The sequence below is a fragment of the Rhizobium sophoriradicis genome, from assembly GCF_025200795.1.
Classification (GTDB): domain Bacteria; phylum Pseudomonadota; class Alphaproteobacteria; order Rhizobiales; family Rhizobiaceae; genus Rhizobium; species Rhizobium sophoriradicis.
In genome coordinates this window covers 3,147,035-3,171,677 of the sequence record NZ_CP104152.1, presented here as the reverse complement: position 1 = coordinate 3,171,677, position 24,643 = coordinate 3,147,035, and the positions used below count along the sequence as shown (strand labels likewise).

The following is a 24,643-nucleotide window of genomic DNA, read 5'->3' as shown; positions in this document are numbered from 1 at the left end:
TCTCGGAACAGTTTTGGCGGTATGGGTGAGAAAGGCAAGGGCGGAGCACTGGCAGATTCACTGAACTGCCATATTTTTGAAGCCGCTCTGTCACACTCGCCCTCTAACTCTCCCGCCGTTCCTTCAACCATTTCAGGTATCATCCATGTCTGTTTCAAGCCTTTTCCGCCTGAGCACTGCTCTCGTCTGCCTCGTTTCGATCGTGCCGTCGCTTGCTGGCGCCGAGCAGGCCACGGCGGCGAAAGCACCTTACGTCGAGGCCGGAAACACCAACAAACGCGGTGACGCCTGTTTTTCGACTGCCGACACCAATGCCGCCGTTCACCTTCTCTCCGGCTTCCTCGAAGTCTGGACCCCGCGCACGCCTTTTGTCGACGCGGGCGTCGAAGCGCCGGCCAAGGACAATTGCCCGGCGGTCGCCAAGACGGATTGGGACGGCATTCCTTTCAGCAAAACCGACGGCCAGATCGTCAACAAGCTCGTTCATGATGCGAACATCGCTTATGTCGTCAAGGCGACGCGGGCGCGGACGGCCGAGCAGGCGGTCGCCGCCTATCTCGACGACCGGCGCGGCAAGAATGCCAGCATCGTCGACGGCCTCGGCCCGCTGACGGATGCCTGGAAGGCCGGCTCCAAGCAGACCACCACGATCACCGAGGTGGCGGCCGACGCGACGACGGTCAAATATGACGACAAGGGCAATAATCGCGGCGCCGGCAGCAAGCCGGATCCGGAAAACAAGACCGATGCCAACCCGGACATGGGGCTTGCGATCGACTTCATCAACGCCGCAAGCGCTGACGGCTCGACGGAACCCGCCAAGCGCTATTTTAAATATGGCCGTCCGTATCGCTGGAGCCAGGACGTGTCGGTTGTCCCGACCCTGGTGCCCGCCAAGAGCGGCAAGCCGGTCGAGGACGGCGGTTTCCCGAGCGGGCATACGGCGGAAGCGTGGCGGGATGCGCTCGCCATGGCCTATCTCGTGCCGCAACGCTTTCAGGAAATGATTACGCGCGCCAGCGAACTGGGCGAGGATCGCATCCTTTCCGGCATGCATTCTCCGCTCGACGTGATGGGCGGCCGCATGCTCGGCACCGCGACGGTCTCTACAATCTGAACAAGGCCGACAATTCAGCGCTGAAGAGCGACGCTTACGCCCAGGCACAATCGTGGCTGATCGCCAAGTCGGGCGTTGCCGATGCGGGGGCGCTTCAAGTCGCCGCCCATGCCGCGCCGCTTGCCGCAGACCGTTTTGCCGATCATGACGCCAATCGCGCTTACGTGCTGCAGCGTCTGAGCTACGGCCTGCCGACGATCCATGCGACCGATCAGCCGGCCCGCGTGCCGCAGGGCGCCGAAGCGCTGCTCGAGACCCGTCTGCCTTATCTCGACGGCGAACAGCGCCGCGAGGTTTTGAAGACGACGGCGATCGCCTCTGGCTATCCGCTCATCGACGACGCCGAAGGGTACGGCCGCCTCAACCTGTTCGCCGCAGCCGACGGTTACGGCGCCTTCGACCAGGATGTAAGCGTGACGATGGATGCGGCCAAGGGTGGCTTCAGTGCAATCGACACCTGGCGCAACGACATCGCCGGCAAGGGCAGGCTGGTGAAGAGCGGCAGCGGCATCCTCGGCCTGTCAGGCGCCAACAGCTATGCGGGCGGCACGGTTCTGGAAGAGGGCGTGTTGGTCGCCGGCTCGTCTTCGGCCTTCGGCAACGGCGGGCTGACTGTCAATGGTGGCTCGCTGGTTCTCGCCGCCGACAAGCCGTTGACCGTGGGTGGCGACTATCAGCAGACCTCCAATGCTGTCGTGAAGCTGGCGATTGGCGCGGACGGTGCCGGCACACTCGTTGTCGAGGGCAAGGCGGAGCTCGCCGGCGACCTCGACGTCACGCTTGCCGACGGCTTCACCCCGGCGCCCGGAACCACGATCGAGATTCTGAAGGCATCCAACGTCACCGGCAGCTTCGGCAAGTTCACCATCTCCGGCCACAGGGCGAGCCTCTCCTATGGTCCGACATCGGTCACTTTGACGATCGGCGACTGATTTCCGTGTCATAGCTGGAGGGCATCCCGGTCGCGGGATGCCCTTTGCTTTTCGGCCTGCCCGTTTACCTCCTGCGCCTACGTCATTTTGCGTATGTGTTTTTGCGATGCGGCACCCGATAGTCGCCTCGGCAACAGTTAACTCCGTTTCCGGCCTGTTGCGGAACAAGAGAGGGGATCAACCATATGAATCTCAAATCCACTATCACGGGTGCTGCACTCGGCGCCGTCATGGCGGCGTCGGCCGCCCTAAATGGCGCGGTCGCGGCCGATGACACCATCAAGGTCGGCGTGCTGCATTCGCTTTCCGGCACGATGGCGATTTCCGAAACCACGCTGAAAGACGCCATGCTGATGCTCATCGACGAGCAGAACAAGAAGGGCGGTCTTCTCGGCAAGAAGCTCGAAGCCGTCGTCGTCGATCCGGCTTCCGACTGGCCGCTGTTTGCCGAAAAGGCCCGCGAGCTGATCGAAAAGGACAAGGTTGCCGCCGTCTTCGGCTGCTGGACATCGTCCTCGCGCAAGTCGGTGCTGCCGGTTTTCGAAGAGCTGAACTCGCTGCTCTTCTACCCCGTGCAGTATGAAGGCGAGGAATCCTCGCGCAACATCTTCTACACCGGTGCTGCTCCGAACCAGCAGGCGATTCCGGCGGTCGACTACCTGATGAACACCGAGGGCGTGAAGCGCTTCGTGCTTGAAGGCACCGACTACGTCTATCCCCGCACAACCAACAAGATCCTTGCGGCCTATCTCGAATCCAAGGGCATTCCGAAGGAAGACATTCTCGTCAACTACACGCCGTTCGGTTTCTCCGACTGGCAGACGGAGGTCGCCAAGATCAAGGAATTCGGCTCGGCCGGCAAGAAGACCGCCGTCGTCTCCACCATCAATGGGGACGCCAACGTGCCCTTCTACAAGGAACTCGGCAACCAGGGCATCAAGGCAACCGACATTCCCGTCGTCGCCTTCTCGGTCGGCGAAGAAGAGCTTGCCGGTCTCGACACCAAGCCGCTCGTCGGCCACCTCGCCGCCTGGAACTACTTCGAGTCGGTTGAAAGCCCGGCCAACAAGAAGTTCATCAAGGAATGGCACGCGTTCACCAAGAACGACAAGCGCGTGACCAACGACCCAATGGAAGCCGCCTATATCGGCTTCAACGCCTGGGTAAAGGCCGTTCAGGCCGCCGGCACCACCAATACCGATGCCGTCCTCGACAACATCATCGGCGTCACCGTGCCGAACCTCTCCGGCGGTTATGCCACCGTCATGCCGAACCACCACATCACCAAGCCGGTGCTGATCGGTGAAATCCAGGCCGACGGCCAGTTCGAAATCGTCCAGCAGACGCCTGCCGTCGTCGGCGACGAATGGTCGGATTACCTGCCCGACTCCAAGGACCTGATCTCCGATTGGCGCAAGCCCCTCAACTGCGGCAACTTCAATGTCGCCACCGGCAAGTGCGGCGGCAAGGGCTCCTGAGGAAGGATCCGATCCGTTGACAGCCTGAAGACTTCCGTCCGGAGCCGATCCGGACGGAAGCTCCGTCCTTACCGCTGCGCCTCCAGGTCGGCGACAATCACGGCGAGAGAGAAGATGTTTCGCGCCATCAAGATTTTTCTTCTGACATTGTGCCTGCTCTCGGGGCTGACGCTGCCGGTGGCCGGCCTTCGCGCCCAGGACGATGTGCATGCCCTTGTCGATGCACTCGGCGTCGGCGGCTTTCCCGAGCGCGATGCGGCCATCCGGGCGCTCGTCGCTTCCGGGGATCCGCATGTGAGCCAGATCCTGCAGCGCTTGAGCGACGGCCAGCTCTATGTCAATTCGGAAGGCGGCCCCGTTCTCGTGCAGGGCGGCACGGAGGACGAGCCGACTTATTCCGACCCGATCACCGGCGAGGCGGTCGCCGACATCGATCCCGACATGATGTCGAAGGTCAAGATCAACAATGCGCTGCGCACCACGATCACGACCATAATGAGTCAGTTGACGCTGCTGAGCCCGGATCGCTCCGCGCGGCTCGCAGCGGCCGAGGGCATGCTCAAGGACGCCGATCCCGCCAATCTCGATCTCCTGAATTCGGCCCTCTCGGCCGAGAAGGACGGCGAGATCAAAAACACGATGGAAGCGGCGCGCGCCGTGATGGTGCTGAAGAGCGACGCCGGCATCGAGGAGAAGAAGGCCGCGATTGAAACGGTCGCGGCGCGCGGCGGCCGCAATGCGCTGACGATCCTGTCGATGGCGATGGCGACCGCGCCCGACGATCTGAAGCCGGCAATCCAGGCCGAGATCGACTCGATCAAGCGCGACGTGGCGCTTTGGGATGTCGTCCAGAACGTCTGGTACGGCCTGTCGCTCGGCTCGGTGCTACTGCTTGCTGCAATCGGCCTGGCCATCACCTTCGGCGTCATGGGCGTCATCAACATGGCGCATGGCGAAATGGTGATGATCGGCGCCTACACGACCTATGTGGTGCAGGAAACGATCGCCTCGGCCTTTCCTTCGCTCGCCGATTATTCGCTGGCCTTCGCGGTGCCGGCCGCCTTCCTCTTCACCGGCCTCGTCGGCCTCGTCATAGAACGTTCGGTGATCCGCTATCTCTATGGCCGGCCGCTGGAGACGCTGCTTGCCACCTGGGGCGTTTCGCTGATCCTGCAGCAGGCAATCCGCAGCTATTTCGGCCCGACCAACCGCGAGGTTCGCAATCCGAGCTGGATGTCCGGCGCCTTTGATTTCGGCGGGCTGGTCATCACCTGGAACCGGCTCTGGATCATCGTCTTCTCGATGGTGGTGTTCCTGACATTGCTGATGCTGCTCAAGCGGTCCGCCTTCGGCCTGCAGATGCGGGCGGTAACGCAGAACCGGCGCATGGCCTCCTCCATGGGCATCCGCACCGGCTGGGTCGACGCCTTCACCTTCGCACTCGGCTCGGGCATCGCCGGCATGGCGGGCGTGGCGCTCTCGCAGATCGACAACGTCTCGCCGAACCTCGGCCAGAACTATATCATCGACAGCTTCATGGTCGTCGTCTTCGGCGGCGTCGGCAATCTTTGGGGCACGCTGGTCGGCGCCTTGTCGCTCGGTGTCGTCAACAAGTTCCTCGAGCCCTTCGCCGGCGCCGTGCTCGGCAAGATCCTGGTGCTCGTCCTCATCATTCTCTTCATCCAGAAGCGTCCGCGCGGGCTCTTCGCACTCAAAGGAAGGGCGGTGGAAGCATGATAACGGCCTTCCTTCTCCGGTCTCTCGATCGCAGGATCTCTATCGCCGTCGCCTTGTTGCTGGTGGTCGCCATCCTGGTGCCGGTTCTGAACCTTGCGACTGGCCCGAGTCATCCGCTGCACATTCCGACCTATATCATGGCGCTGTTCGGCAAATATCTGACCTATGCGCTACTGGCGCTGGCGCTCGATCTCGTCTGGGGTTTCTGCGGTATCCTCTCACTAGGCCACGGCGCTTTCTTCGCGCTCGGCGGTTATGCGATGGGCATGTATCTGATGCGTCAGATCGGCTCGCGCGGCGTCTATGGCGATCCCGTGCTGCCCGACTTCATGGTGTTCTTGAACTGGAAGGAATTGCCCTGGTTCTGGTACGGCTTCGACCAGTTCTGGTTCGCGGCGTTGATGGTGCTCGCCGTGCCCGGTCTGCTCGCCTTTGTCTTCGGCTGGTTCGCCTTCCGCTCGCGCGTCAACGGCGTCTACCTCTCGATCATCACCCAGGCGATGACCTATGCGCTGCTGCTTGCCTTCTTCCGCAACGACATGGGGTTCGGCGGCAATAACGGCATGACCGACTTCAAGGATATCCTCGGTTACAACATCCAGGCCGACGGCACGCGTGCCAGCCTCTTTGCCGCGACCGCGATCTTCCTGGCGCTGTCGCTTACAATCGCCTCGGCGATCGTGCGTTCGAAGTTCGGCAAGGTGCTGGTCGGCGTGCGTGATGCTGAAAGCCGCACACGCTTCCTCGGCTACCGCGTCGAGCATTTCAAACTCTTCACCTTCGTTATATCGGCGATGATGGCGGGGATAGCCGGCGCGCTCTACGTGCCGCAGGTCGGCATCATCAATCCCGGCGAATTCGCGCCGGCCAATTCCATCGAAGTCGTGATCTGGACGGCGGTCGGCGGACGAGGGACGCTGATCGGGCCGATTATCGGCGCGATCCTCGTCAATGGCGGCAAGACGATCTTCACCGGCCTCTTTCCGGAGTTCTGGCTATTTGCGCTCGGCGGTCTTTTTGTCGCCGTCACGCTGTTCCTGCCGAAGGGCGTCGTCGGCACGGTCTCGCATTATTTCGCCAAGCGGAAAATCGTCACCGAGCCTGTGCCGCCGGCGGTGCAGGAAGACGGCATCGAGCCGAAAATTCAGGCAGCGGAGTGAAGGTCATGATCCCCGACGTCAAACCCACCAGCGTGCTTTATCTCAGCGGCGTCTCGGTTTCCTTCGACGGCTTCAAGGCGCTGAATTCGCTGTCGATCGTCATCGAACCGGGCGAACTTCGCGCCATCATCGGCCCGAACGGCGCCGGCAAGACGACGATGATGGACATCATCACCGGCAAGACCAGGCCTGACGAAGGCGAGGTGTTCTTCAACGGCACGATCGACCTCACCAAGAAGGACGAAGCCGATATCGCTGAGCTCGGCATCGGCCGCAAATTCCAGAAGCCGACGGTCTTCGAAAGCCATACGGTCTGGGACAATCTGGAGCTGGCGCTGAACCGCCGCCGCGGGGTGTTCTCGACCCTGTTCTACCGGCTGTCCGGCGAAGACAAGACGCGTATCGAGGAGATCCTGGAGACAGTGCGGCTCACGCATCGCCGCGACGAACTGGCCGCCAACCTCTCGCATGGGCAGAAGCAGTGGCTGGAGATAGGCATGCTGCTGGCGCAGGAGCCAAAGCTGCTGCTCGTCGACGAGCCGGTGGCCGGCATGACCGATGCTGAGACGGCGGAGACGGCGATCCTGCTCAAGGATATTGCCAAGACCCGTTCGGTCGTCGTCGTCGAACACGATATGGGCTTCATCCGCGACCTCGGCGTCAAGGTGACGTGCCTTGCGGAAGGCTCGGTGCTGGCGGAAGGATCGATCGATTTCGTGAGTTCGGATCCGAAGGTGATTGAGAACTATCTGGGGCGGTGAAGAATGCAACTTCGAGTCTTGAACCTGACAAGAGAAGACGCTCTAAAAGAGCGGGTTTATTGTGGGGTTTCATCATGGCTTTTCTCGGCATTCTGGTCGCGGCGATCAGCGGCGCGGTCATCTGGTATTGGCGTTTTAAAATGATGCGTGAGGCGGGAAACGAGATCATCGATTCCGTCGAGCGTATGCGGGGTGCCTATAAGCGCGGAAAGCTTCGCAAGCAGGCGGAGGCAGCGCCGCTGGCATCGATTGCCGATCCGGCAATTGCGGCGGTGGCCTTCTTCTTCTGCCTTGCCAAGGAAAAGCCGATCCATCTCGACGCTGCGAAGGATGTCGTCCGCAACCGCATGAAAGGTGTCATTAGGCCGGGCGACATGGAAGAGGTGTTGGTTTTCGGCGAGTGGGCGTCCAAGAATGTCACCAGTCCCGAAGATCCGATCCGCCGGTTCCGGGATCTCTGGATAAAGGCGCTCGACATGCAGGAACGCCAGCAGCTGATCGGTATTGCCGAGGACGTGGCCGCGGCCGGCGGCGAAAGAACAAAAGAACAGGAGTACGCCTTGCAGACGCTGAGGCGCACGCTGATGAACTGATGGGGAATGGGTGAACGAATGCTGACAGTCGAAAACGCAAATCTGCATTATGGCGCGGCGCAGGCGCTGCGCGGCATCTCGATCAAGGCGGAGATGGGCAAGATCACCTGCGTGCTCGGGCGCAACGGTGTCGGCAAGAGTTCGCTTCTGCGCGCGGTCACCGGCCAGCATCCGCTGTCGGCCGGCACCGTCACCTTCAACGACACCAGGCTGAACGGCCTGCCACCCTTCGCCCGCGCCAAGCAGGGCATTGGCTACGTGCCGCAGGGGCGGGAAATCTTCCCGCTGCTGACGGTCAAGGAAAATCTCGAAACAGGTTTTGCTCCGCTTGGCCGCCGCGACCGCAACATTCCCGACGATATCTTCAGTCTTTTCCCGGTGCTGAAGTCGATGCTGTCGCGGCGCGGCGGCGATCTTTCCGGCGGCCAGCAGCAGCAGCTGGCGATCGGCCGGGCGATGGTGACGCGGCCGAGGATCCTCGTGCTCGACGAGCCGACCGAGGGCATTCAGCCGTCGATCATCAAGGATATCGGCCGGGCAATCCGCTACCTGCGCGATTCCACCGGCATGGCGATCCTGCTCGTCGAACAGTACCTAGATTTCTGCCGCGAGCTTGCCGACTACGTCTACATCATGGATCGTGGCGAGATCGTGCATGAAGGACTTGCCGAGACGCTGGATACGCCGGAGGCTCGCCGTCATCTGACCGTCTGACCGGCAGCTGCCGCTTTTTACGGCAGACAGCGCAATGCTTTGCCAATCACCCGCGCGGGCTGACGGTTCTTGCCAGGCGGCATGGGAATTGCTTCCTTTCCGTCATCTGCGCGATTGAATGGAAGCGGCGGCGCGACTGAAAGGAACGATATGACGATTGTGGCGACAGCCACGCGACCGCAAAGAGCAGAAGGACGCGGGCATCTGGCAGCAAAACTGCTCGATGGCCGTACGCGTCTCCGTGAGCTCTATCAGGAGGGGGCGGCGAAGATCCGCTTGCCGGATACGTTCGACGCCTCGATGGAAGCCGTCATCATCAACACCGCAGGCGGGCTGACCGGCGGTGACCGGATGGACTGGAGCGTCGTTGCCGGCGCCGGCACGAAGATCGACGTCACCACCCAGGCCTGTGAAAAGATCTACAAGGCATCGGCCGGCGTCGCAGAGGTGGCGACCCGCATCGAGGTGGGGGCGGGGGCGCGCCTCGACTGGCTGCCGCAGGAAACGATCCTGTTCGACCGGGCAGCACTCTTCCGCCGGCTCGATGTGGATCTGGACGAGAGCGCCGAATTCCTGGCCGTCGAAGCCGTGCTGCTCGGCCGCAAGGCGATGGGCGAGACGGTGGACACGGGTCTCTTTCGCGACCGCTGGCGCATCCGCCGCGCGGGCCGGCTGATCCATGCCGAGGAGCTCAGGCTTTCCGAAGGTGTTGCGGCGCTCTCGGCACGCCCGGCCGTGCTCGGCGGGCAGGTTGCCTTTGCGACGCTGCTTTATGCCGGGCCGCTGGCCGAGGCCTATCTCGGCAGGGTCCGTCCGCTCGTCGAGGGAATGATGGGCGGTGCAAGCGCCTGGAGCGACAAACTGATCGTACGCCTTGCGGCGGCCGACGGTTTCACGCTGAGAAAAATCCTGATCCCTGTCATTTCCGTCTTGCGCAATGGCGCGCGTGTGCCGAAAGTCTGGAATCTCTAAAGCTAAGCATCAAGCAGATGGGCAAGCAATGAACCTCACTCCGAGAGAAAAAGACAAGCTGCTGATTTCAATGGCGGCGATGGTGGCGCGGCGGCGGCTCGAGCGCGGCGTCAAGCTGAACTATCCCGAAGCGATCGCGCTGATCAGCGATTTCGTCGTCGAAGGCGCCCGAGACGGCCGTCCGGTCGCCGAGCTGATGGAGGCCGGCGCCCATGTGATCGGCCGTGATCAGGTGATGGAGGGAATTGCCGAGATGATCCACGATGTGCAGGTCGAGGCGACATTCCCCGATGGCACCAAGCTCGTCACCGTGCACGAGCCGATCCGGTGAGGAAATAGAATGCTGGAGCTCAGACCCAATTGCGAATGCTGCGACAAGGATTTGCCGCCGGAGAGCACCGAGGCGCGGATCTGCACCTACGAATGCACCTTCTGCGCCGATTGTGCAGACGATGTGCTGAAGGGCACCTGCCCGAATTGCGGCGGCAATCTTGTTGCCAGGCCCATCCGGCCGACTGATATGCTCGCCAAACATCCGGCGTCGACGAAACGTGTGCTGAAGGCCGAGGGCTGCGCGCCCAGGGCAGCTTGAGGGGAACAACATGATTCCAGGCGAAATCATTGCCGCAACCGGCGACATCGAACTCAATGCCGGCGCACCGACGGTAACGCTGGAAGTTTCCAATACCGGCGACCGGCCGGTGCAGGTCGGCAGCCACTATCATTTCGCCGAGACCAATGCCGGCCTCTCCTTTGACCGCGCGGCGGCGCACGGCAAGCGGCTCGACATTCCGGCGGGAACGGCGGTGCGTTTCGAGCCGGGGCAGACGCGCTCGGTGACGCTGATCCCGCTTGCCGGCAAGCGCGAGGTCTACGGCTTCCGTCAGCTGGTGATGGGCAAGCTTTAACGGGAGGGATGCATGCGTTTGAACATCTGCCTCATCGGGGCGGCGATGCTGCTGGCGGCGGGTAGTTCCTTTGCTCAGGACATCGATTGCCAGAACCCCAAGACGCAATCGGATATGACATCCTGCGAGGCGGCGCGCCACGAGACCGCGGACAAGGCGCTGAACGAGCAATACAAGAAAACCCGCGCCGCCATGGTGGCGATCGACAAGGATCTCGACGGCGACATGAAGGGCGCGGAAAAGGCGCTGGTGAAAGCGCAACGTGCCTGGATCGACTATCGCGACGCCCAATGCGACGCCTTCGGCTTTCAGGCTCGCGGTGGCACGATGGAGCCGATGCTGGTTGCGGGATGCCTGGCAGAAGAAACGGACAAGCGCACCAAAGAGCTGAAAGAGCTCGAAGAGACGATGGGCAACTGAGGTGATCAAGAAGATCGTGATCGTCGGCAATGGCGAGGTCGCAGAGGCGGAAGCACGCGTAATCGATGCCGCCGATTTCGTCATCCGCTTCAACGATTGCCGCTCCTATGGCGCCGGCGGTGGTCGCACGGATGCCGTTGCGGTCTGCAACACCGGCCGGCCGGCCAAGGCGATGCTCAGTTCGCCTGAGTGGCGCGCTCATCCCGGCGTCGTCTCGGCCCGCGAAATCTGGAGCGTGCGTGACCCGGAAAAATTCGCCGCGATGCGAGCGCCGCTTGCCATCTCGCATCCCGATCTCGACGATTTCTGCGACGACTATACGGAGGCGTTCGGCGCCTTCTGCGCGGAGGTCGGCAAGAAGCATGTGGTGATCGATCAATCGGTCCACGACGCCGTCGATGCCTCTCTTTCGGCCTTTGCGCCCACCCCCTATGTCGTGCCGAGCAGTGGCATGATCGTCATCGCCCAGGTACTGAGCAAATTTGCCGAGTCCGAGGTGGCGCTGGCCGGCTTCGGTCATGCCGGCTGGGAATGGCACCCCTTTGCCGCCGAACGGCAGCTTGTCGATGGTTATATTGCCGCGGGCCGCCTCAGGCGGCTCGGCGGAAAAATGCTTGTCTCTTCCTCCTACGGAGTCTGATGGATGCCCTATAAGATCTCGCGCGCCGCCTATGCCGGCATGTTCGGACCGACCACCGGCGACAAGGTGCGCCTCGCCGATACGGAGCTCTTCATCGAGATCGAGAAGGATTTCACCACCTATGGCGAGGAGGTGAAGTTCGGCGGCGGCAAGGTGATCCGTGACGGCATGGGCCAGAGCCAGGTGACGCGGGCAGACGGCGCGGTCGATACCGTCATCACCAACGCGGTGATCGTCGATCATTCCGGAATCTACAAGGCCGATATCGGCCTCAAGAACGGGCGCATCGCTGCGATCGGCAAGGCGGGCAATCCCGATACGCAGCCCGGCGTCAATATCATCGTTGGCCCTGGCACCGAGGCGATTGCCGGCGAAGGCAAGATCGTCACCGCCGGCGGCATGGACAGCCATATCCACTTCATCGCTCCGCAGCAGATCGAGGAAGCGCTGATGTCGGGCATGACCTGCATGCTCGGCGGCGGCACGGGACCGGCGCACGGCACGCTCGCCACGACCTGCACACCCGGCCCCTGGCATATCGCGCGGATGATCGAAGCGGCCGACGCATTCCCGATGAACCTCGCCTTTGCCGGCAAGGGCAATGCTTCGCTGCCGGGCGCGCTGACCGAGATGGTGCTGGCCGGCGCCACCTCGCTGAAGCTGCATGAGGATTGGGGAACGACGCCCGGCGCCATCGACTGCTGCCTGTCGGTCGCCGACGACTATGACGTGCAGGTGATGATCCACACCGATACACTGAACGAAAGCGGCTTCGTCGAGGATACGATCGGCGCCATCAAGGGCCGCACCATCCATGCCTTCCACACGGAAGGGGCAGGCGGCGGACACGCGCCGGATATCATCAAGATCTGCGGCCAGCCCAACGTCATCCCGTCGTCGACCAATCCGACGCGGCCCTATACCGTCAATACCATCGCCGAGCATCTCGACATGCTGATGGTCTGCCATCATTTGTCGCCGTCGATCCCCGAGGATATCGCCTTTGCCGAAAGCCGCATCCGCAAGGAGACGATTGCCGCCGAAGACATTCTGCACGACATCGGCGCCTTCTCGATCATCTCGTCCGACAGTCAGGCCATGGGCCGCGTCGGCGAAGTGGCGATCCGCACCTGGCAGACGGCCGACAAGATGAAGCGCCAGCGCGGCCGGCTGAAGGAAGAGAAAGGCGACAACGACAATTTCCGCGTTCGCCGCTATATCGCCAAATACACGATCAACCCGGCAATCGCGCACGGTCTCAGCCATGAGATCGGTTCCGTCGAGGTCGGCAAGCGCGCCGACCTGGTGCTGTGGAACCCGGCCTTCTTCGCCGTGAAGCCCGATATGGTGCTGCTCGGCGGCTCGATCGCAGCAGCGCCGATGGGCGATCCGAACGCCTCGATCCCGACGCCGCAGCCGGTGCACTACCGGCCGATGTTTGCTTCTTACGGCAGGAGCCTTACCAATTCCTCCGTCACCTTCGTCAGCCAGGCCTCGCTCGACGCTGGCCTGAAGGGCAAGCTCGGAGTTGCGAAGGACCTGTTGGCGGTGAAGAATACCCGCGGCGGCATCTCCAAGGCATCGATGATCCACAACGACCTGACGCCGGAGATCGAGGTCGATCCGGAGACCTATGAGGTCAGGGCGAACGGCGAATTGCTGACATGCGAGCCGGCGACGGTGCTGCCGATGGCGCAGCGCTATTTCCTGTTCTAGGCCCGCTCGTTCCGTGCGCCGGACGGTTCCGATGAAAACAGGCATCCGCTGGCTGTTGCGGATCATATTGCTGGTCGTCGCTCTGGCGACGGCCGGAACCTTCATTCCGCGGCCGCTGATCGCACCGGTCGAAGCATCGTCCGCGGTGGCAACCCACCGGATTCTGCTTCTGTCGGGAGCGATCCATACGGATATTGCGATTCCACTCGACGAGGAGACGCGGGCGGCTTTTTCCTTTCTCGACGATCCCGGCTTTCCGCTCGGCCATCCGAACGCGGAATGGCTCGTCGTCGGCTGGGGCGGCCGCGCCTTCTATCTGGAAACGCCGACATGGTCGGAGCTAAAGCCGATGCCGGTGTTGCGGGCCCTGACGATCGACCGTTCGGTGCTGCACGTGGATCTCGCCGGTCATATCACCGAGCCGCAGCCGGCCATTATGGCCTTCGATATCGGTGACGAACAATTGGCGCGGCTGCGCAATTTCATCTCGGATACTTTTGTCCGCGACGCGGGCGAGGTGAAGCCGATCTCAAACGCAGGTTACGGCGAGATCGACCGGTTCTTCGAGGCGGAGGGATATTTCAACGCCCTCTTCGGCTGCAACACCTGGACGGCTGCCGCGCTCCGCTCGGCCGGACTTCGAACCGGCTTATGGAACCCGCTTCCACAATCATTGCGACTTTCTGTTGGTGTCTACAATTGACGTAGCTGTGGACCGGCGCGCCGTCGTGCACGAACGAGAGGGTCTCCATCATGCCTGGCACGGACTCGCCGATAATGGGCTCGATGCCAAGGGCAGGGGCGACAACGTGATGCAGGCTTACGGGACATAAAAGTCCTGACCTGAGAAAAAGGCCATTGGTGCTTGCATCGGGAAAGGCTATTTTGCATGGTCGTCTTAGCAATACGGACATATCATGCAGCGCGTCACTTCCTATCTTCCCGCCGGTACCCCATCCTCCCATCCGACCGCCCAGGTCAAGCTGCCGCACGATCTGCGCCATCTGCGCCGCAAGCTGCTGCATCTGGAAAATGGCGAGATGGTCATGCTCGATCTCAAGGACCCGGTGCTTTTTGCCAACGGCGACCTGCTGGTGCGCGAGGACGGCGAACTGATCGAAATTCTGGCTGCCGACGAGAAACTCTTCGAAATTCGCGGACGCGACCGCACGCATCTCGTCGAGCTCGCCTGGCATCTCGGCAACCGGCATCTTGCCGCGCAGATCGAGGAGGACCGCATCGTCATCCTGCGCGACCATGTCATTCGCTCGATGCTGCAGGGCCTCGGCGCCACCGTCCTCGACATCGACGAGCCCTTCCAGCCGGCACGCGGTGCTTATCATTCCCATGCCGCCCATTCGCACGATCACGGTCATGCGTCTCATGACCATAGGCATGAGCACAAACATGAACACGGCCACGACCATGTGCATGGGCCGGGATGTGACCATGACCATGATCATGATCACCACCACGGGCATCACGGCCACAAGCACGACTGAGGCTCGATGACTGGGGATTTCGAGCTGCAGGCAATGCTGCGCTTGACGGCATGGCTCTCGCCGGCCTTTCCGATCGGTAGCTTTGCCTATTCGGGAGGGCTGGAGCGGGCGGTGGCTGACGGGCTCGTCACGGATGCGGCCTCGCTTGCGGCGTGGATCGGCACGCTGATCGGCCATGGCGCGATCTGGAACGATGCGGTACTGCTTGCCGAAAGCCACCGGTGCCAGGCAGAAGCCGCGCGCCTCGCCGAGGTTGCCGCACTCGCAGAGGCGCTTGCCGGATCACGCGAGCGCCATCAGGAAACCACGCTGCTCGGAGACGCCTTCCTAGCGGCGGCCCGGGCTTGGCCGGACGAAGTGTTCGAGAGGCTGACCGGCAAGACCGCTTATCCCGTCGCGGTGGGCGCGGTTGCCGGTGCGCATGGTATAGGGTCCGAGCAGGTGCTCGCAGTCTTCCTGCACGCCTATGCCTCGCAAGCGGTTTCGACCGGTATCCGCCTCGGCGTCGCCGGGCAGAGGGACGGTGTTGCCCTGTTGGCCGGCCTTGAAGGGCACATTGCGGAGGTTGCCCGGCGGGCGGCAGCGTCGTCGCTCGACGACCTCGGCTCGGCCACCGTGCAGGCCGATATCGCCAGCCTGCGCCACGAGACGCAGGCGACGCGGTTGTTCCGCTCGTGAGGAAGTCAATTATCCGCAAAGACTGCGTCATTTGACGGTGGCGCCCGCTGCCGCCGTCGCTATCATTCGGTGCGATTGGAGTGAAACACATGAAATCAAGGAACGGACCCCTGCGCGTCGGCATCGGCGGACCGGTCGGCTCGGGCAAGACGGCGCTGACGGAAAAGCTATGCAAGGCGATGCGCGACGACTATTCCGTCGCCGTCGTCACCAACGACATCTACACGACCGAGGATGCCGAGGCGCTGGTGCGCATGCAGGCCTTGCCTTCGGAGCGGATCGTAGGCGTCGAAACCGGCGGCTGCCCGCATACAGCCATCCGCGAGGACGCGACGATCAATCTGCAGGCGATCGCCGGCCTCAATGAGCGCATACCTGATCTCGACGTCGTCTTCATCGAATCCGGCGGCGACAATCTGGCGGCGACCTTTTCGCCCGATCTTGCCGATATCACCATCTATGTCATCTCCGTCTGCCAGGGCGAGGAAATCCCGCGCAAGGGCGGGCCCGGCATCACCCGCTCAGATCTGCTCGTCATCAACAAAAAGGATCTGGCGCCCTATGTCGGTGCCGATCTCGAGGTGATGGACCGGGATGCGACGCGCATGCGCGCGAGCCGCCCGTTTGTCTTCTCGGACATGAAGCGCGGCGACGGCATCAGTTCGATCGTCAATTTCCTCAGGGAGCAGGGCGGGCTCTGAGTCAAACCGCCGCCGGTCGAAACCGCCGGTGGCATGATTGACAAAACAAAACGGGCCGGGAGATCGCTCCCGGCCCGTTTGTTTTTTCTTGGGCTTTGCTCACTCCGCCGCAAACGGCGGTAGCCGGAGCACGTTGGTGTCGTTGCCTTTGGCGGTCTTGCGCTTGCCTTCCGGCTTTTCGATCGCCGTCAGGCGCTCGTCCAGCGCATCGATATCGCTGCGGTTCTCGCGGGTCACGCGGGTGAGATCCTCGGGCGACAGCGGCAGCTCCTCTTCGTCTTTCCTGCCGACCATGCGGCCGAACATCCAACCGAGCAGGCGGGACAGATCGTCCATGATCAAGAAGAAGGAGGGCACGACGACAAGCGAAAGCACCGTCGAGACGATGATGCCGCCGATCACCGCGATTGCCATCGGCGCGCGGAACGAGCCGCCTTCGCCGACGCCGAGCGCCGAAGGCAGCATGCCTGCCGACATGGCGATCGAGGTCATGATGATCGGCCGGGCGCGCTTGCGGCCGGCTTCGACCATGGCCTCGACACGGGCCATGCCCTGATGGCGCATCTCGATCGCGAAATCGACGAGCAGGATGGCGTTCTTGGTGACGATACCCATCAGCATCAGAATGCCGATCATGACGGGCATGGACAGCGGATTGCTGGTGATAATTAGAGCCGCCGCGACGCCGCCGATGGCAAGCGGCAGCGAGAACAGGATGGTGAAGGGCTGGATCACATCCTTGAAGAGCAGGATCAGCACCGTCAGCACCAGCAACAGGCCCATCAACATGGCGTTGACGAAGCTCTGTTGCATCTCTGTCTGCACCTTGGTATCGCCGCTTTCGGCAAGGCGTACGGAGGCCGGGATGTTGGCCGCCTCGACGATCTCGCGGAAGCGGGCCGAAGCCGTATCGAGCGCCACGCCCTGCGGCAGGTCGGAGCCGATCGAGACGACACGGTTGCGGTTGTTGCGCTTGATCGAGCTTACGCCTTCCGAATAGTCGATATTGGCGACGCTCGAAAGCGGAACGGTGCCTCCGCTGGCGGTCTGGATCTTCAGTGCTCGGATGGCCGCAAGATCGCGGCGCATGTCGAGTGCTGCCTGAACCCTGATCGGGATCTGGCGATCGTCGAGCGAGATCTTGGCAAGCGCGGCATCGACATCGCCGATGGTGGCAACACGGATCGTTTCAGAGATCTGCTGCGGGGTGATGCCGAGGCGGGCGGCCTCGTCCTTGCGCGGGTAGACCTGCAGTTCCGGACGAGGCAGGGCGCCGTCGGCGCTGACATTGGCGAGCAGCGGGTCGGCGCGGAGCTTGGATTCCAGAATGCCGACGGCGTCGTTCAGATCCTTCTCGTTCTTGGAGAGGAAGTTGAAGGAGAGGTCGCGTTCGCCGCGGTCGTTGAGCTTCAGGATATGGACGTCGGGAATGTCGCGCACCTTCGCGAAGACTTCCTTTTCAATATCCGATTGTGGGCGTTCACGGCCGTGGACTTCCACCTTCGGCAGCATCGGGCCGATGACCGGGATGTCACCGAGCACATCGTTGACCACCTTCTTGACCAGCGACTGGTCGAGCTTGTGGAGTGCCAGCGTGATGGTTGCACGGCGTAGTTCGAGATCGCCCTTCGGCGACGCGCCGCCGAGGACGAAGACACTTTCGACGCCGTTGATGTCCTTGACCCTGTCATAGATTGCTTTTGTCGTCGTCTCGGTGTCGTCGAGCCGTGCGTTGGGCGGCAGTTCGACGGAGAGAACGATGCGCGAGGCGTCTTCGGGCGGCAGGAAGCTACCCGGAACCTTCATCAGCAGCATAACCGAACCAACGAGGAAGCCGACCGCCGCCAATAGTGTCAGATACCGGGAATATTTATGCCCGGTCGTCGCGCGGATCAGGCGCGTGTAGCCCTTCATCAGCAGACCGTCATTGTCGTGATGGTCGTCGACACCGTCTTCGGCGCGCATGAGATAGGCGGCCATCATCGGGGTGATGAGGCGCGCCACCATCAGCGAGAAGAAGACGGAGAAGGCGACGGTCAGGCCGAACTGAATGAAGTACTGGCCGGGAATGCCCGGCATGAAGGAAACCGGCACGAAGACGGCGATGATGGTGAAGGTGGTGGCAATCACGGCGAGGCCGATTTCATCAGCCGCCTCGATCGCCGCCCGATAGGGCGTCTTGCCCATCTTGATATGGCGGGCGATGTTTTCGATTTCGACGATCGCGTCGTCGACCAGGATACCGGTTGCCAGCGTCAGGGCCAGGAAGCTGACGAGGTTCAGCGAGAAGCCCATCATGTCCATGACCCAGAAAGTCGGGATCGCAGACAGCGGCAGCGCGATCGCCGAGATCAGGGTCGCGCGCCAGTTCCGGAGAAAGAGCAGGACGACGATGACGGCAAGCAGCGCGCCTTCGAGCAGCGTATGAATGGCCGCTTCGTAGTTGCCGTAGGTGAAATACACCGAATCGTCGATCATCTCGATCTTCACATTCGGGTTTTCGCTTCTGACCTTGTCGAGGCTCTGCGCTACGGTTTCGGCGACGCTGACCTCGCTGGCGCCCTTCGAACGAAAGACGCCGAAGGTGACAACAGGCGTATCGTTGAAGCGCGAGAAGGATTTCGGCTCCTCATAAGTGTCCTTGATGACGCCGAGGTCGGACAGCTTGACGAAACGGCCGTTCGGCAGCGCGATCGTCGTGTCTGCGAGTTCGGCAACATTGCGGGCATCGCCGAGTACGCGGATCGCCTGTTCGCTGCCCGCCACCTGGCCGCGGCCGGAGCCGAGGTCGACGTTGGTGCCGCGCAGCTGCTGGTTGACGCTTGCGGCGGTGATACCATGGGCATCGAGCTTGGCGGGGGTGAGTTCGATGCGCACTTCGCGCTCCGCGCCGCCGTAGCGGTCGACGCGGCCGATACCGGCCTGGCCCTGCAGGGCGCGCTTGACCGTATCGTCGACGAACCAGGAGAGTTCCTCGAGCGACATGGCGGGCGAGGAAACGGCGAAGGTCTGGATCGCTTGGCCCTCGACGTCGACCTTGGTGACGATCGGCGTTTCGGCCGTCGCCGGCAGGTCGCTGCGGATGCGATCAATTGCGTCCTTGACGTCCTGCACGGCCTGTTCCGTCGGCACTTCCATGCGGAACATGACGTTGGTTTGCGAGCTGCCGTCAGTCACCGTCGACTGGATCTCGTCGATGCCGGTGATCGATGCGATCGCGTCTTCGATCTCCTTCGTCACCTGCATTTCCAGTTCGGCCGGCGAAGCGCCGCTCTGCGTCACGCTGATCGAAACCAGCGGCACGTCGATGTTCGGGAAGCGTGTGATCGGCAGCGTGTTGAAGGACTGGATGCCGATGAATATCAACAGGCAGAAGGCCAGCAGCGGCGCGATCGGGTTTCGAATGGACCAGGCTGAAAAATTCATCGGATGGTCTCTTTAGTTGGAAGCCGAGGGCTGTTCACGCACCGGCGTGATGCGGTCGCCGTCGCGGACATAGGCGCCCGCCTTGGCCACGACCTCATCGCCGCTCTTCAATCCATTGACGATCTCGACATAGGCCCCGTCCTGGATGCCGGTCTCGATCTTGGCGAATTTTACCACACCATCCTCGACCTTCCGGGCCGACGAGCCTTCATTGCCGGTCAAGACCGCGGTCAAGGGAAGCGATACGCCTTGGGTCTCGCGCACGATGATCTCGGCACTGCCATACATGCCGGAGCGCGCCTTGCTGTCATCGTCGATGGAGATATGGACAAGGCCGAGGCGGGTGGCCGGATCGACGGTCGGCGACACGAGGCGCACGGCGCCGGAAAGCTTCTCGCGGCTGCCGGAAAGCGAAATCGTCGCCTTCTGGCCGGCCATGATCCTGACGATGTCGCTTTCGGCGACCTCGGCGACGAGCTCGATATCGCCGTCGCGGATGAGTGTGAACAGCGGGTCGCCGTTACCGGCGGCAATGGCGCCGACCTTGGCGTTCTTTGCCGAGATCGTGCCGGCGACCGGCGTCTTCACATCGGTGCGCGCCAGCTTCAGATCGGCATCGGCGATCTGGCTGTCGAAGACCTTGAGGTCAGCTTCAGCGACCTCGATCGCCTGCTCGGCGGAGACGACGCGGGCATTGGCGGCGGCGGCGGTCGCATCGGCCTGCTCGACCTGGGCGGTGGAAACCGTGCCCTTCTTGACCATTTCCTGGGCGCGGGCCTGCTGCTGCCTAGCCTGTTCGGCATTGGCCTGCGCCTCGATGAGCTGGGCGCGCAGCTGGGCGAGGCTTGCCTCGCCCTTGGCCTTCGTCGCCATCATCTGGCTCTTCTCCAGGACCAGCGCGTCATCGTTGAGCGTCGCCAATGTGCTGTCGGCCTGAACCTTGTCGCCGATATCGGCTCTCAGCGTGCGGATCGACAGGCCCTCGACCTGCGGCTGGATATAGACTTCTTCGACTGGCTTGACCGTTCCCGTGCCGATGACACGGTCGACGAGGGTGCGATTTACAGCCGTGGTGACGACGATCGCCGGCAGGTTCTGCTGCGGTTTTGCGACCGGCGTTTCCTGCGAAAAGGCGGAGGATGCAGCAAGTGCGGCTGCAAAGAGGGTGGATGCGCCTAGAATTCCAATCGGCTTGCGTGCCATTCGTCTTCGTCCAATCTTGTAACAAGGTTGGCCGAATTCGCGCGTCTGCAGATCAGCTCGCGATCAGGCCACTGCCTTCCTGTATTCTCAAGGGTATCCGCACTTCATTTGCCGTCTTCGTCCCTCACCGGCAAATCGGTCTCTAATTGGTATCGATTTGCTCGATATGCAAGTCCGGCAGAAAACAATTCCCCACGAGCTCATAATAATTACCATGCTAACCTGAATCAATCATCGGAAGGTTATGTGAACATGACGATGATTGATCGCGCCTCTACCCAATGACGTTTGACGTCCGACAAATGCGACAGGCGCGGGGCCATTTCTTCTGGGCGCGGAAAAATGACAAAACGCGCGGAAATCTCCCCGCGCGTTTCCCGTTGCATTGCAGCGGATTTACTTGGAGGCGGCGTCGGTGATGTCGTGCGTCCAGGCGCCAGATGGCTCCTTGCTAATGATCTTCTGGTCGAGCAGCGCCTTTGCCGTGCGGGCATAGAGAGCTTCATCCAGCTTGCCGGAGCCGTCCCCGACGAGCTTGGCTACTTCGCCCATCATGCGCTTCTGGTGGTTTTCGTCCTGGCCGCCATTGTCCATGACGATCTCGGCAGCCTCGTCAGGATTATCGGTCGCATATTTCCAGCCCTTCATCGAGGCGCGCACGAACTTGACCATCTTCTCCTTGAAGGCCGGGTCCTTCAGCTTGTCCTCCATCGCATAGAGGCCGTCTTCCAAGAGGTCGTTGCCCATCTCGGTATAGTTGAAGACCGTCAGTTCCTCCGGCTTGAAGCCGGCATCGATCGCCTGCCAGTATTCGTTATAGGTCATGACCGAGATGCAGTCGGCCTGCTTCTGGACGAGTGGCTGCACATCGAAGCTCTGTTTCAGCACGGTGACGCCGTTTGGGCCGCCTTCCGTCGACAGGCCGAGCTTGTTCATCCAGGCGAAGAAGGGGTACTCGTTGCCGAAGAACCAGACGCCGAGCGTATGACCCTTGAAGTCGGCCTCGGTCTTAACAGGGCCGTCCTTCCGGCAGATCATTTGCAGGCCCGACTTCTGGAAAGGCTGAGCGATGTTGACGAGCGGAACGCCCTTTTCGCGGGCAACCAGAGCGCCGCCCATCCAGTCGACGATCACATCGGCGCCGCCGCCGGCGATCACCTGTTCGGGGGCGATATCAGGACCGCCCGGCTTGATGTCGACTTCGAGACCTTCCTCCTTGTAGAAGCCCTTGTCCTTGGCGACGTAATAGCCGCCGAACTGGGCCTGCGTGACCCATTTCAGCTGCAGCACCACCTTGTCGGCGGCCATCGCGTGCGCGGCGGCAAGCGTCATCGCGCTCGCCATCATTGCAACCATCAACTTTCTCATTTTCTTATCCTTACCCTCTGAAGTTATGCCCGGACCCGTTTGCGAGCCCGCGCGCGTCTAGCCACCACGGATAGACGGATGCCAGAATGTCATCGCCCGTTCGGTCAGGGCGATGACGCCATAGAAGATCGAGCCGGCCAGCGCCGCGACGGCGATTTCCGCCCAGACCATGTCGACATTCATGCGGCCGATCTCGGTGGAGATGCGGAAGCCCATGCCGACGATCGGCGTCCCGAAGAATTCGGCAACGATGGCACCAATCAGCGCCAGCGTCGAGTTGATCTTCAGTGCGTTAAAAATGAACGGCATGGCCGCCGGAAGCTTGAGCTTGAGCAGCGTCTGCCAGTCGCTCGAGGCATAGGTGCGCATCAGGTCGCGTTCCATGCTGCCGGAGGCTGCAAGCCCGGCGACGGTATTCACCAGCATCGGGAAGAAGGTCATGATAATGACGACGGCCGCTTTCGACGGCCAGTCGAAGCCGAACCACATGACCATAATGGGGGCGACGCCGATGATGGGCAGGGCCGAGACCATGTTGCCGATCGGCAGCAGACCGCGGCGCAGGAAGGTGATGCGGTCGGCCAGCACGGCGACGACAAAGCCGCTGAGGCAGCCGACGATATAACCGATCAGCACTGCCTTGAAGATCGTCTGCCTGACGTCGGCACCGAGGATCGGCAGGGAGGCGATGATACGGGCGCCGATGGCGCTCGGCGGCGGCAGGATGATGAAGGGAATGCCGGCGCCGCGCGTGGCGGCTTCCCAGAGGATCAGGATCCAGGCGCCGAAGATTGCCGGGATCAGCAGTTGAAGCGTCGATTTGCCGAAGGCGGTTACGGGCTGCTGTTTCGAAAGCTCGGTGACGCATCGCCAAGCCAGCAGCCAGCAGGCGAAGAGCAGCAGGAAGAACGCCCGACTGGCCATGCCCTCGTTGCCGGAGAGAGCGGAAAGCAGCATCCAGGCGGCGCCATGGGCGCCGATGAACAGCACGGTGGCACGATAGGCCGGCGGCTGCGGCGCAAAGGACAGCAGGGCGGCGGCGATAACGATGATGAAAACGAGGCTGGCCGCGCCGTCCGTCAAGGGCCGGGGTGCGCCCTCGGCCAAAAGCGGCAAGTTGATCAGTGCAGCCATACAGAGAAGGAGAGCGGTCACGCCCTGCCAGGAGAAGGACAGATGTCTCATGCCGGCCTCCCGCCCATGGCGCGGTCGACCATCTTCGCAGCAAGGCCGACGATTGCAACCAGGATGCCGGCCAGCAGCGATCCGGCGACGAGGGCCGCCCAGATGTCGACCGTCTGGCTGTAATAGGAGCCGGCAAGCAGCTTCGAACCGATGCCGGCGGTGGCCCCCGTCGGTAGCTCGCCGACGATGGCGCCGACCAGGCTTGCGGCGATTGCGACCTTCATCGAGGTGAAGAGGAAGGGGATCGATGCCGGAACGCGCAGCTTCCAGAAAGTCTGCATCGGGCTGGCATAATAGGTGCGCATCAGGTCGAGATGCATGATCTCAGGCGACCGCAATCCCTTCACCATACCGACGGCGACGGGAAAGAAAGAGAGGTAGGTGGAGATCAGCGCCTTGGAGACGAGGCGGGAGGCGTCGGAATCGAGGTTCAGGAGATGGGCGAGCGCATTGTCGCCGGTCAGCACATTGTAGGAAATGATAACGATCATCGGCGCGATGGCGAGGATCGGTATGGTCTGGCTCGCCACAAGCCACGGCATCAGCGAGCGGTCCATGGCGCGGTTGTGCACGATCAGCACGGCAAGGAGAATGCCGAGCAGCATGCCGAAGCCGAAGCCGAGCAGGGTGGAGGAGAGCGTGACCCAGCTGTGATAGACGAGACTGCGATTGCTCGACAGGCTGCGCAGCACGGTGTTCTCGTAGACATTCTGCGCCACCTGATGCGGCGCCGGCAGGATCGGTTTCGGCTGCGCCAGCGTCTTGCCGATGAATTCGAACGTCGTCGGTGTGGCGCCGGCACGGCTGTCCATGTCGCGCTGGAACGGCGCGTTCATCAGGACCGCGGCGACATACCAGATGGCGACGAGGACGAGCAGGATGGTGGTGACGGGGACGACCTTGTTTTTGAAAGTATCGGGTTTCACGCGACGCGCTCCTTCAAAAATGGAGCGGCGTGTTTTTCGATGGTGATAAACACGTAGTCGGGTCCGTCGAGCACCAGGGCGTTGTCGAAGCGCAGCACTGTGAAACCTTGACTGCGCAGGAATGCATCGCGGGCGAGATCATGTCGCCGACCCTCGACCGTCTCGTGACTGTCGCCGTCGACTTCGACAATCAGTCTTGCTGAAAGCCAAGCGAAATCCGCGATATAGGGACCAAATGGCGTCTCACGCCTGAATCTCGCGCCATAGGGCCTGAGATCGCGCAGCATGTCCCCCATCGCGGCCTCGGCTTTCGTGAGTTCACGACGAAGGCGCTTTGCCGTGTCGCGGGTTTTGGGGGTGATGTTTGAATGTGGCATTTAAACCCCTCCCCAACCCCTCCCCAAAAGGGGGAGGGGCAAACCTGCCGCGCTCGCCGAGTCCTCCAGCGACGGTCGCGAAATAGAATCAAGGCTGGCGGCGGGTTCGGCGCTCAAGCCCCTCCCCCT

22 protein-coding genes and 3 pseudogenes are annotated in these 24,643 nt (G+C 62.1%); 19 read left to right on the top strand and 6 right to left on the bottom strand.

Going from position 1 to position 24,643, the window contains the following annotated elements; genetic code table 11:
• Positions 1 to 145 precede the first annotated feature (145 nt).
• The 19 genes and pseudogenes from N2597_RS15745 to ureG all read left to right on the top strand — a co-directional run bounded on the left by N2597_RS15745 (position 146) and on the right by ureG (position 16,029).
• Positions 146 to 2,049 (top strand): annotated as a pseudogene (locus tag N2597_RS15745) (acid phosphatase).
• Between the two features lie 185 nt (positions 2,050 to 2,234).
• Positions 2,235 to 3,527 (top strand): urea ABC transporter substrate-binding protein, encoded by a 1,293-nt coding sequence (gene urtA, locus N2597_RS15740; protein WP_039621657.1) that lies wholly within the window; start codon positions 2,235 to 2,237, stop codon positions 3,525 to 3,527.
• 114 nt (positions 3,528 to 3,641) lie between these two features.
• Positions 3,642 to 5,264, top strand: a complete 1,623-nt coding sequence (gene urtB, locus N2597_RS15735; RefSeq protein ID WP_077990057.1) for an urea ABC transporter permease subunit UrtB — start codon at positions 3,642 to 3,644, stop codon at positions 5,262 to 5,264.
• Positions 5,261 to 6,352: pseudogene (gene urtC, locus N2597_RS15730) on the top strand (urea ABC transporter permease subunit UrtC); the annotation flags it as partial. The gene urtB and the pseudogene urtC, both read left to right, overlap by 4 nt.
• Before the next feature lie 77 nt (positions 6,353 to 6,429).
• The gene (gene urtD / locus N2597_RS15725; RefSeq protein WP_077990059.1) at positions 6,430 to 7,185 is read left to right on the top strand and encodes an urea ABC transporter ATP-binding protein UrtD; all 756 of its coding nucleotides are present in this window, start codon (positions 6,430 to 6,432) and stop codon (positions 7,183 to 7,185) included.
• Positions 7,186 to 7,259: 74 nt separating this feature from the next.
• Entirely contained in the window at positions 7,260 to 7,778 is a 519-nt protein-coding gene (locus N2597_RS15720) for a hypothetical protein (RefSeq protein ID WP_039623453.1), read from the top strand.
• A gap of 18 nt (positions 7,779 to 7,796) precedes the next feature.
• Positions 7,797 to 8,492, top strand: a complete 696-nt coding sequence (gene urtE, locus N2597_RS15715; protein WP_003581844.1) for an urea ABC transporter ATP-binding subunit UrtE — start codon at positions 7,797 to 7,799, stop codon at positions 8,490 to 8,492.
• Between the two features lie 150 nt (positions 8,493 to 8,642).
• A complete protein-coding gene (locus N2597_RS15710; protein WP_183598455.1) occupies positions 8,643 to 9,464 on the top strand; it encodes an urease accessory protein UreD in 822 nt (273 codons plus the stop codon).
• Between the two features lie 28 nt (positions 9,465 to 9,492).
• Positions 9,493 to 9,795 (top strand): urease subunit gamma, encoded by a 303-nt coding sequence (locus N2597_RS15705; protein ID WP_003561955.1) that lies wholly within the window; start codon positions 9,493 to 9,495, stop codon positions 9,793 to 9,795.
• 9 nt (positions 9,796 to 9,804) lie between these two features.
• Positions 9,805 to 10,056, top strand: coding sequence for a DUF1272 domain-containing protein (locus N2597_RS15700; RefSeq protein WP_077990061.1), 252 nt, complete (start codon positions 9,805 to 9,807; stop codon positions 10,054 to 10,056).
• A 10-nt stretch (positions 10,057 to 10,066) separates the two neighbouring features.
• Positions 10,067 to 10,372 (top strand): urease subunit beta, encoded by a 306-nt coding sequence (locus N2597_RS15695; protein WP_038690840.1) that lies wholly within the window; start codon positions 10,067 to 10,069, stop codon positions 10,370 to 10,372.
• Between the two features lie 12 nt (positions 10,373 to 10,384).
• Complete coding sequence (locus tag N2597_RS15690; RefSeq protein ID WP_039621643.1) at positions 10,385 to 10,792, top strand: lysozyme inhibitor LprI family protein; 408 nt, start codon at positions 10,385 to 10,387, stop codon at positions 10,790 to 10,792.
• Between the two features lie 16 nt (positions 10,793 to 10,808).
• Complete coding sequence (locus N2597_RS15685) at positions 10,809 to 11,432, top strand: Urease operon accessory protein (protein WP_179363868.1); 624 nt, start codon at positions 10,809 to 10,811, stop codon at positions 11,430 to 11,432.
• Between the two features lie 3 nt (positions 11,433 to 11,435).
• Positions 11,436 to 13,148: an urease subunit alpha gene (ureC, locus tag N2597_RS15680; protein WP_183598453.1), complete on the top strand. Its 1,713-nt coding sequence runs from the start codon at positions 11,436 to 11,438 to the stop codon at positions 13,146 to 13,148.
• Between the two features lie 31 nt (positions 13,149 to 13,179).
• The gene (locus N2597_RS15675; RefSeq protein WP_096771465.1) at positions 13,180 to 13,851 is read left to right on the top strand and encodes a TIGR02117 family protein; all 672 of its coding nucleotides are present in this window, start codon (positions 13,180 to 13,182) and stop codon (positions 13,849 to 13,851) included.
• Positions 13,852 to 13,855: 4 nt separating this feature from the next.
• A pseudogene (locus N2597_RS15670) lies at positions 13,856 to 13,981 on the top strand (GGDEF domain-containing protein); the annotation flags it as partial.
• An 84-nt stretch (positions 13,982 to 14,065) separates the two neighbouring features.
• Positions 14,066 to 14,650 carry an urease accessory protein UreE gene (gene ureE, locus N2597_RS15665; protein ID WP_096763776.1) on the top strand — a complete coding sequence of 195 codons (585 nt, stop codon included), beginning with the start codon at positions 14,066 to 14,068 and terminating at the stop codon, positions 14,648 to 14,650.
• 6 nt (positions 14,651 to 14,656) lie between these two features.
• Entirely contained in the window at positions 14,657 to 15,328 is a 672-nt protein-coding gene (locus N2597_RS15660; protein ID WP_183598451.1) for an urease accessory protein UreF, read from the top strand.
• Between the two features lie 89 nt (positions 15,329 to 15,417).
• Positions 15,418 to 16,029 (top strand): urease accessory protein UreG, encoded by a 612-nt coding sequence (ureG, locus tag N2597_RS15655; RefSeq protein ID WP_038690830.1) that lies wholly within the window; start codon positions 15,418 to 15,420, stop codon positions 16,027 to 16,029.
• Positions 16,030 to 16,128: 99 nt separating this feature from the next.
• On the opposite strand, the gene N2597_RS15650 is transcribed toward ureG, so the two are convergent.
• The 6 genes from N2597_RS15650 to N2597_RS15625 all read right to left on the bottom strand — a co-directional run bounded on the left by N2597_RS15650 (position 16,129) and on the right by N2597_RS15625 (position 24,514).
• Positions 16,129 to 19,455 carry an efflux RND transporter permease subunit gene (locus tag N2597_RS15650; RefSeq protein ID WP_183598449.1) on the bottom strand — a complete coding sequence of 1,109 codons (3,327 nt, stop codon included), beginning with the start codon at positions 19,453 to 19,455 and terminating at the stop codon, positions 16,129 to 16,131.
• Positions 19,456 to 19,467: 12 nt separating this feature from the next.
• A complete protein-coding gene (locus N2597_RS15645) occupies positions 19,468 to 20,658 on the bottom strand; it encodes an efflux RND transporter periplasmic adaptor subunit (protein WP_077990068.1) in 1,191 nt (396 codons plus the stop codon).
• A 396-nt stretch (positions 20,659 to 21,054) separates the two neighbouring features.
• The gene (locus N2597_RS15640; protein WP_183598447.1) at positions 21,055 to 22,026 is read right to left on the bottom strand and encodes an ABC transporter substrate-binding protein; all 972 of its coding nucleotides are present in this window, start codon (positions 22,024 to 22,026) and stop codon (positions 21,055 to 21,057) included.
• A 57-nt stretch (positions 22,027 to 22,083) separates the two neighbouring features.
• A complete protein-coding gene (locus N2597_RS15635) occupies positions 22,084 to 23,211 on the bottom strand; it encodes an ABC transporter permease (protein ID WP_096771463.1) in 1,128 nt (375 codons plus the stop codon).
• Positions 23,208 to 24,137 (bottom strand): ABC transporter permease, encoded by a 930-nt coding sequence (locus tag N2597_RS15630; protein ID WP_096771462.1) that lies wholly within the window; start codon positions 24,135 to 24,137, stop codon positions 23,208 to 23,210. Before N2597_RS15630 ends, N2597_RS15635 begins: the two co-directional genes overlap by 4 nt.
• The gene (locus N2597_RS15625; RefSeq protein WP_183598445.1) at positions 24,134 to 24,514 is read right to left on the bottom strand and encodes an endonuclease domain-containing protein; all 381 of its coding nucleotides are present in this window, start codon (positions 24,512 to 24,514) and stop codon (positions 24,134 to 24,136) included. The genes N2597_RS15630 and N2597_RS15625 overlap by 4 nt, the downstream gene beginning before the upstream one ends.
• Positions 24,515 to 24,643 lie beyond the last annotated feature (129 nt).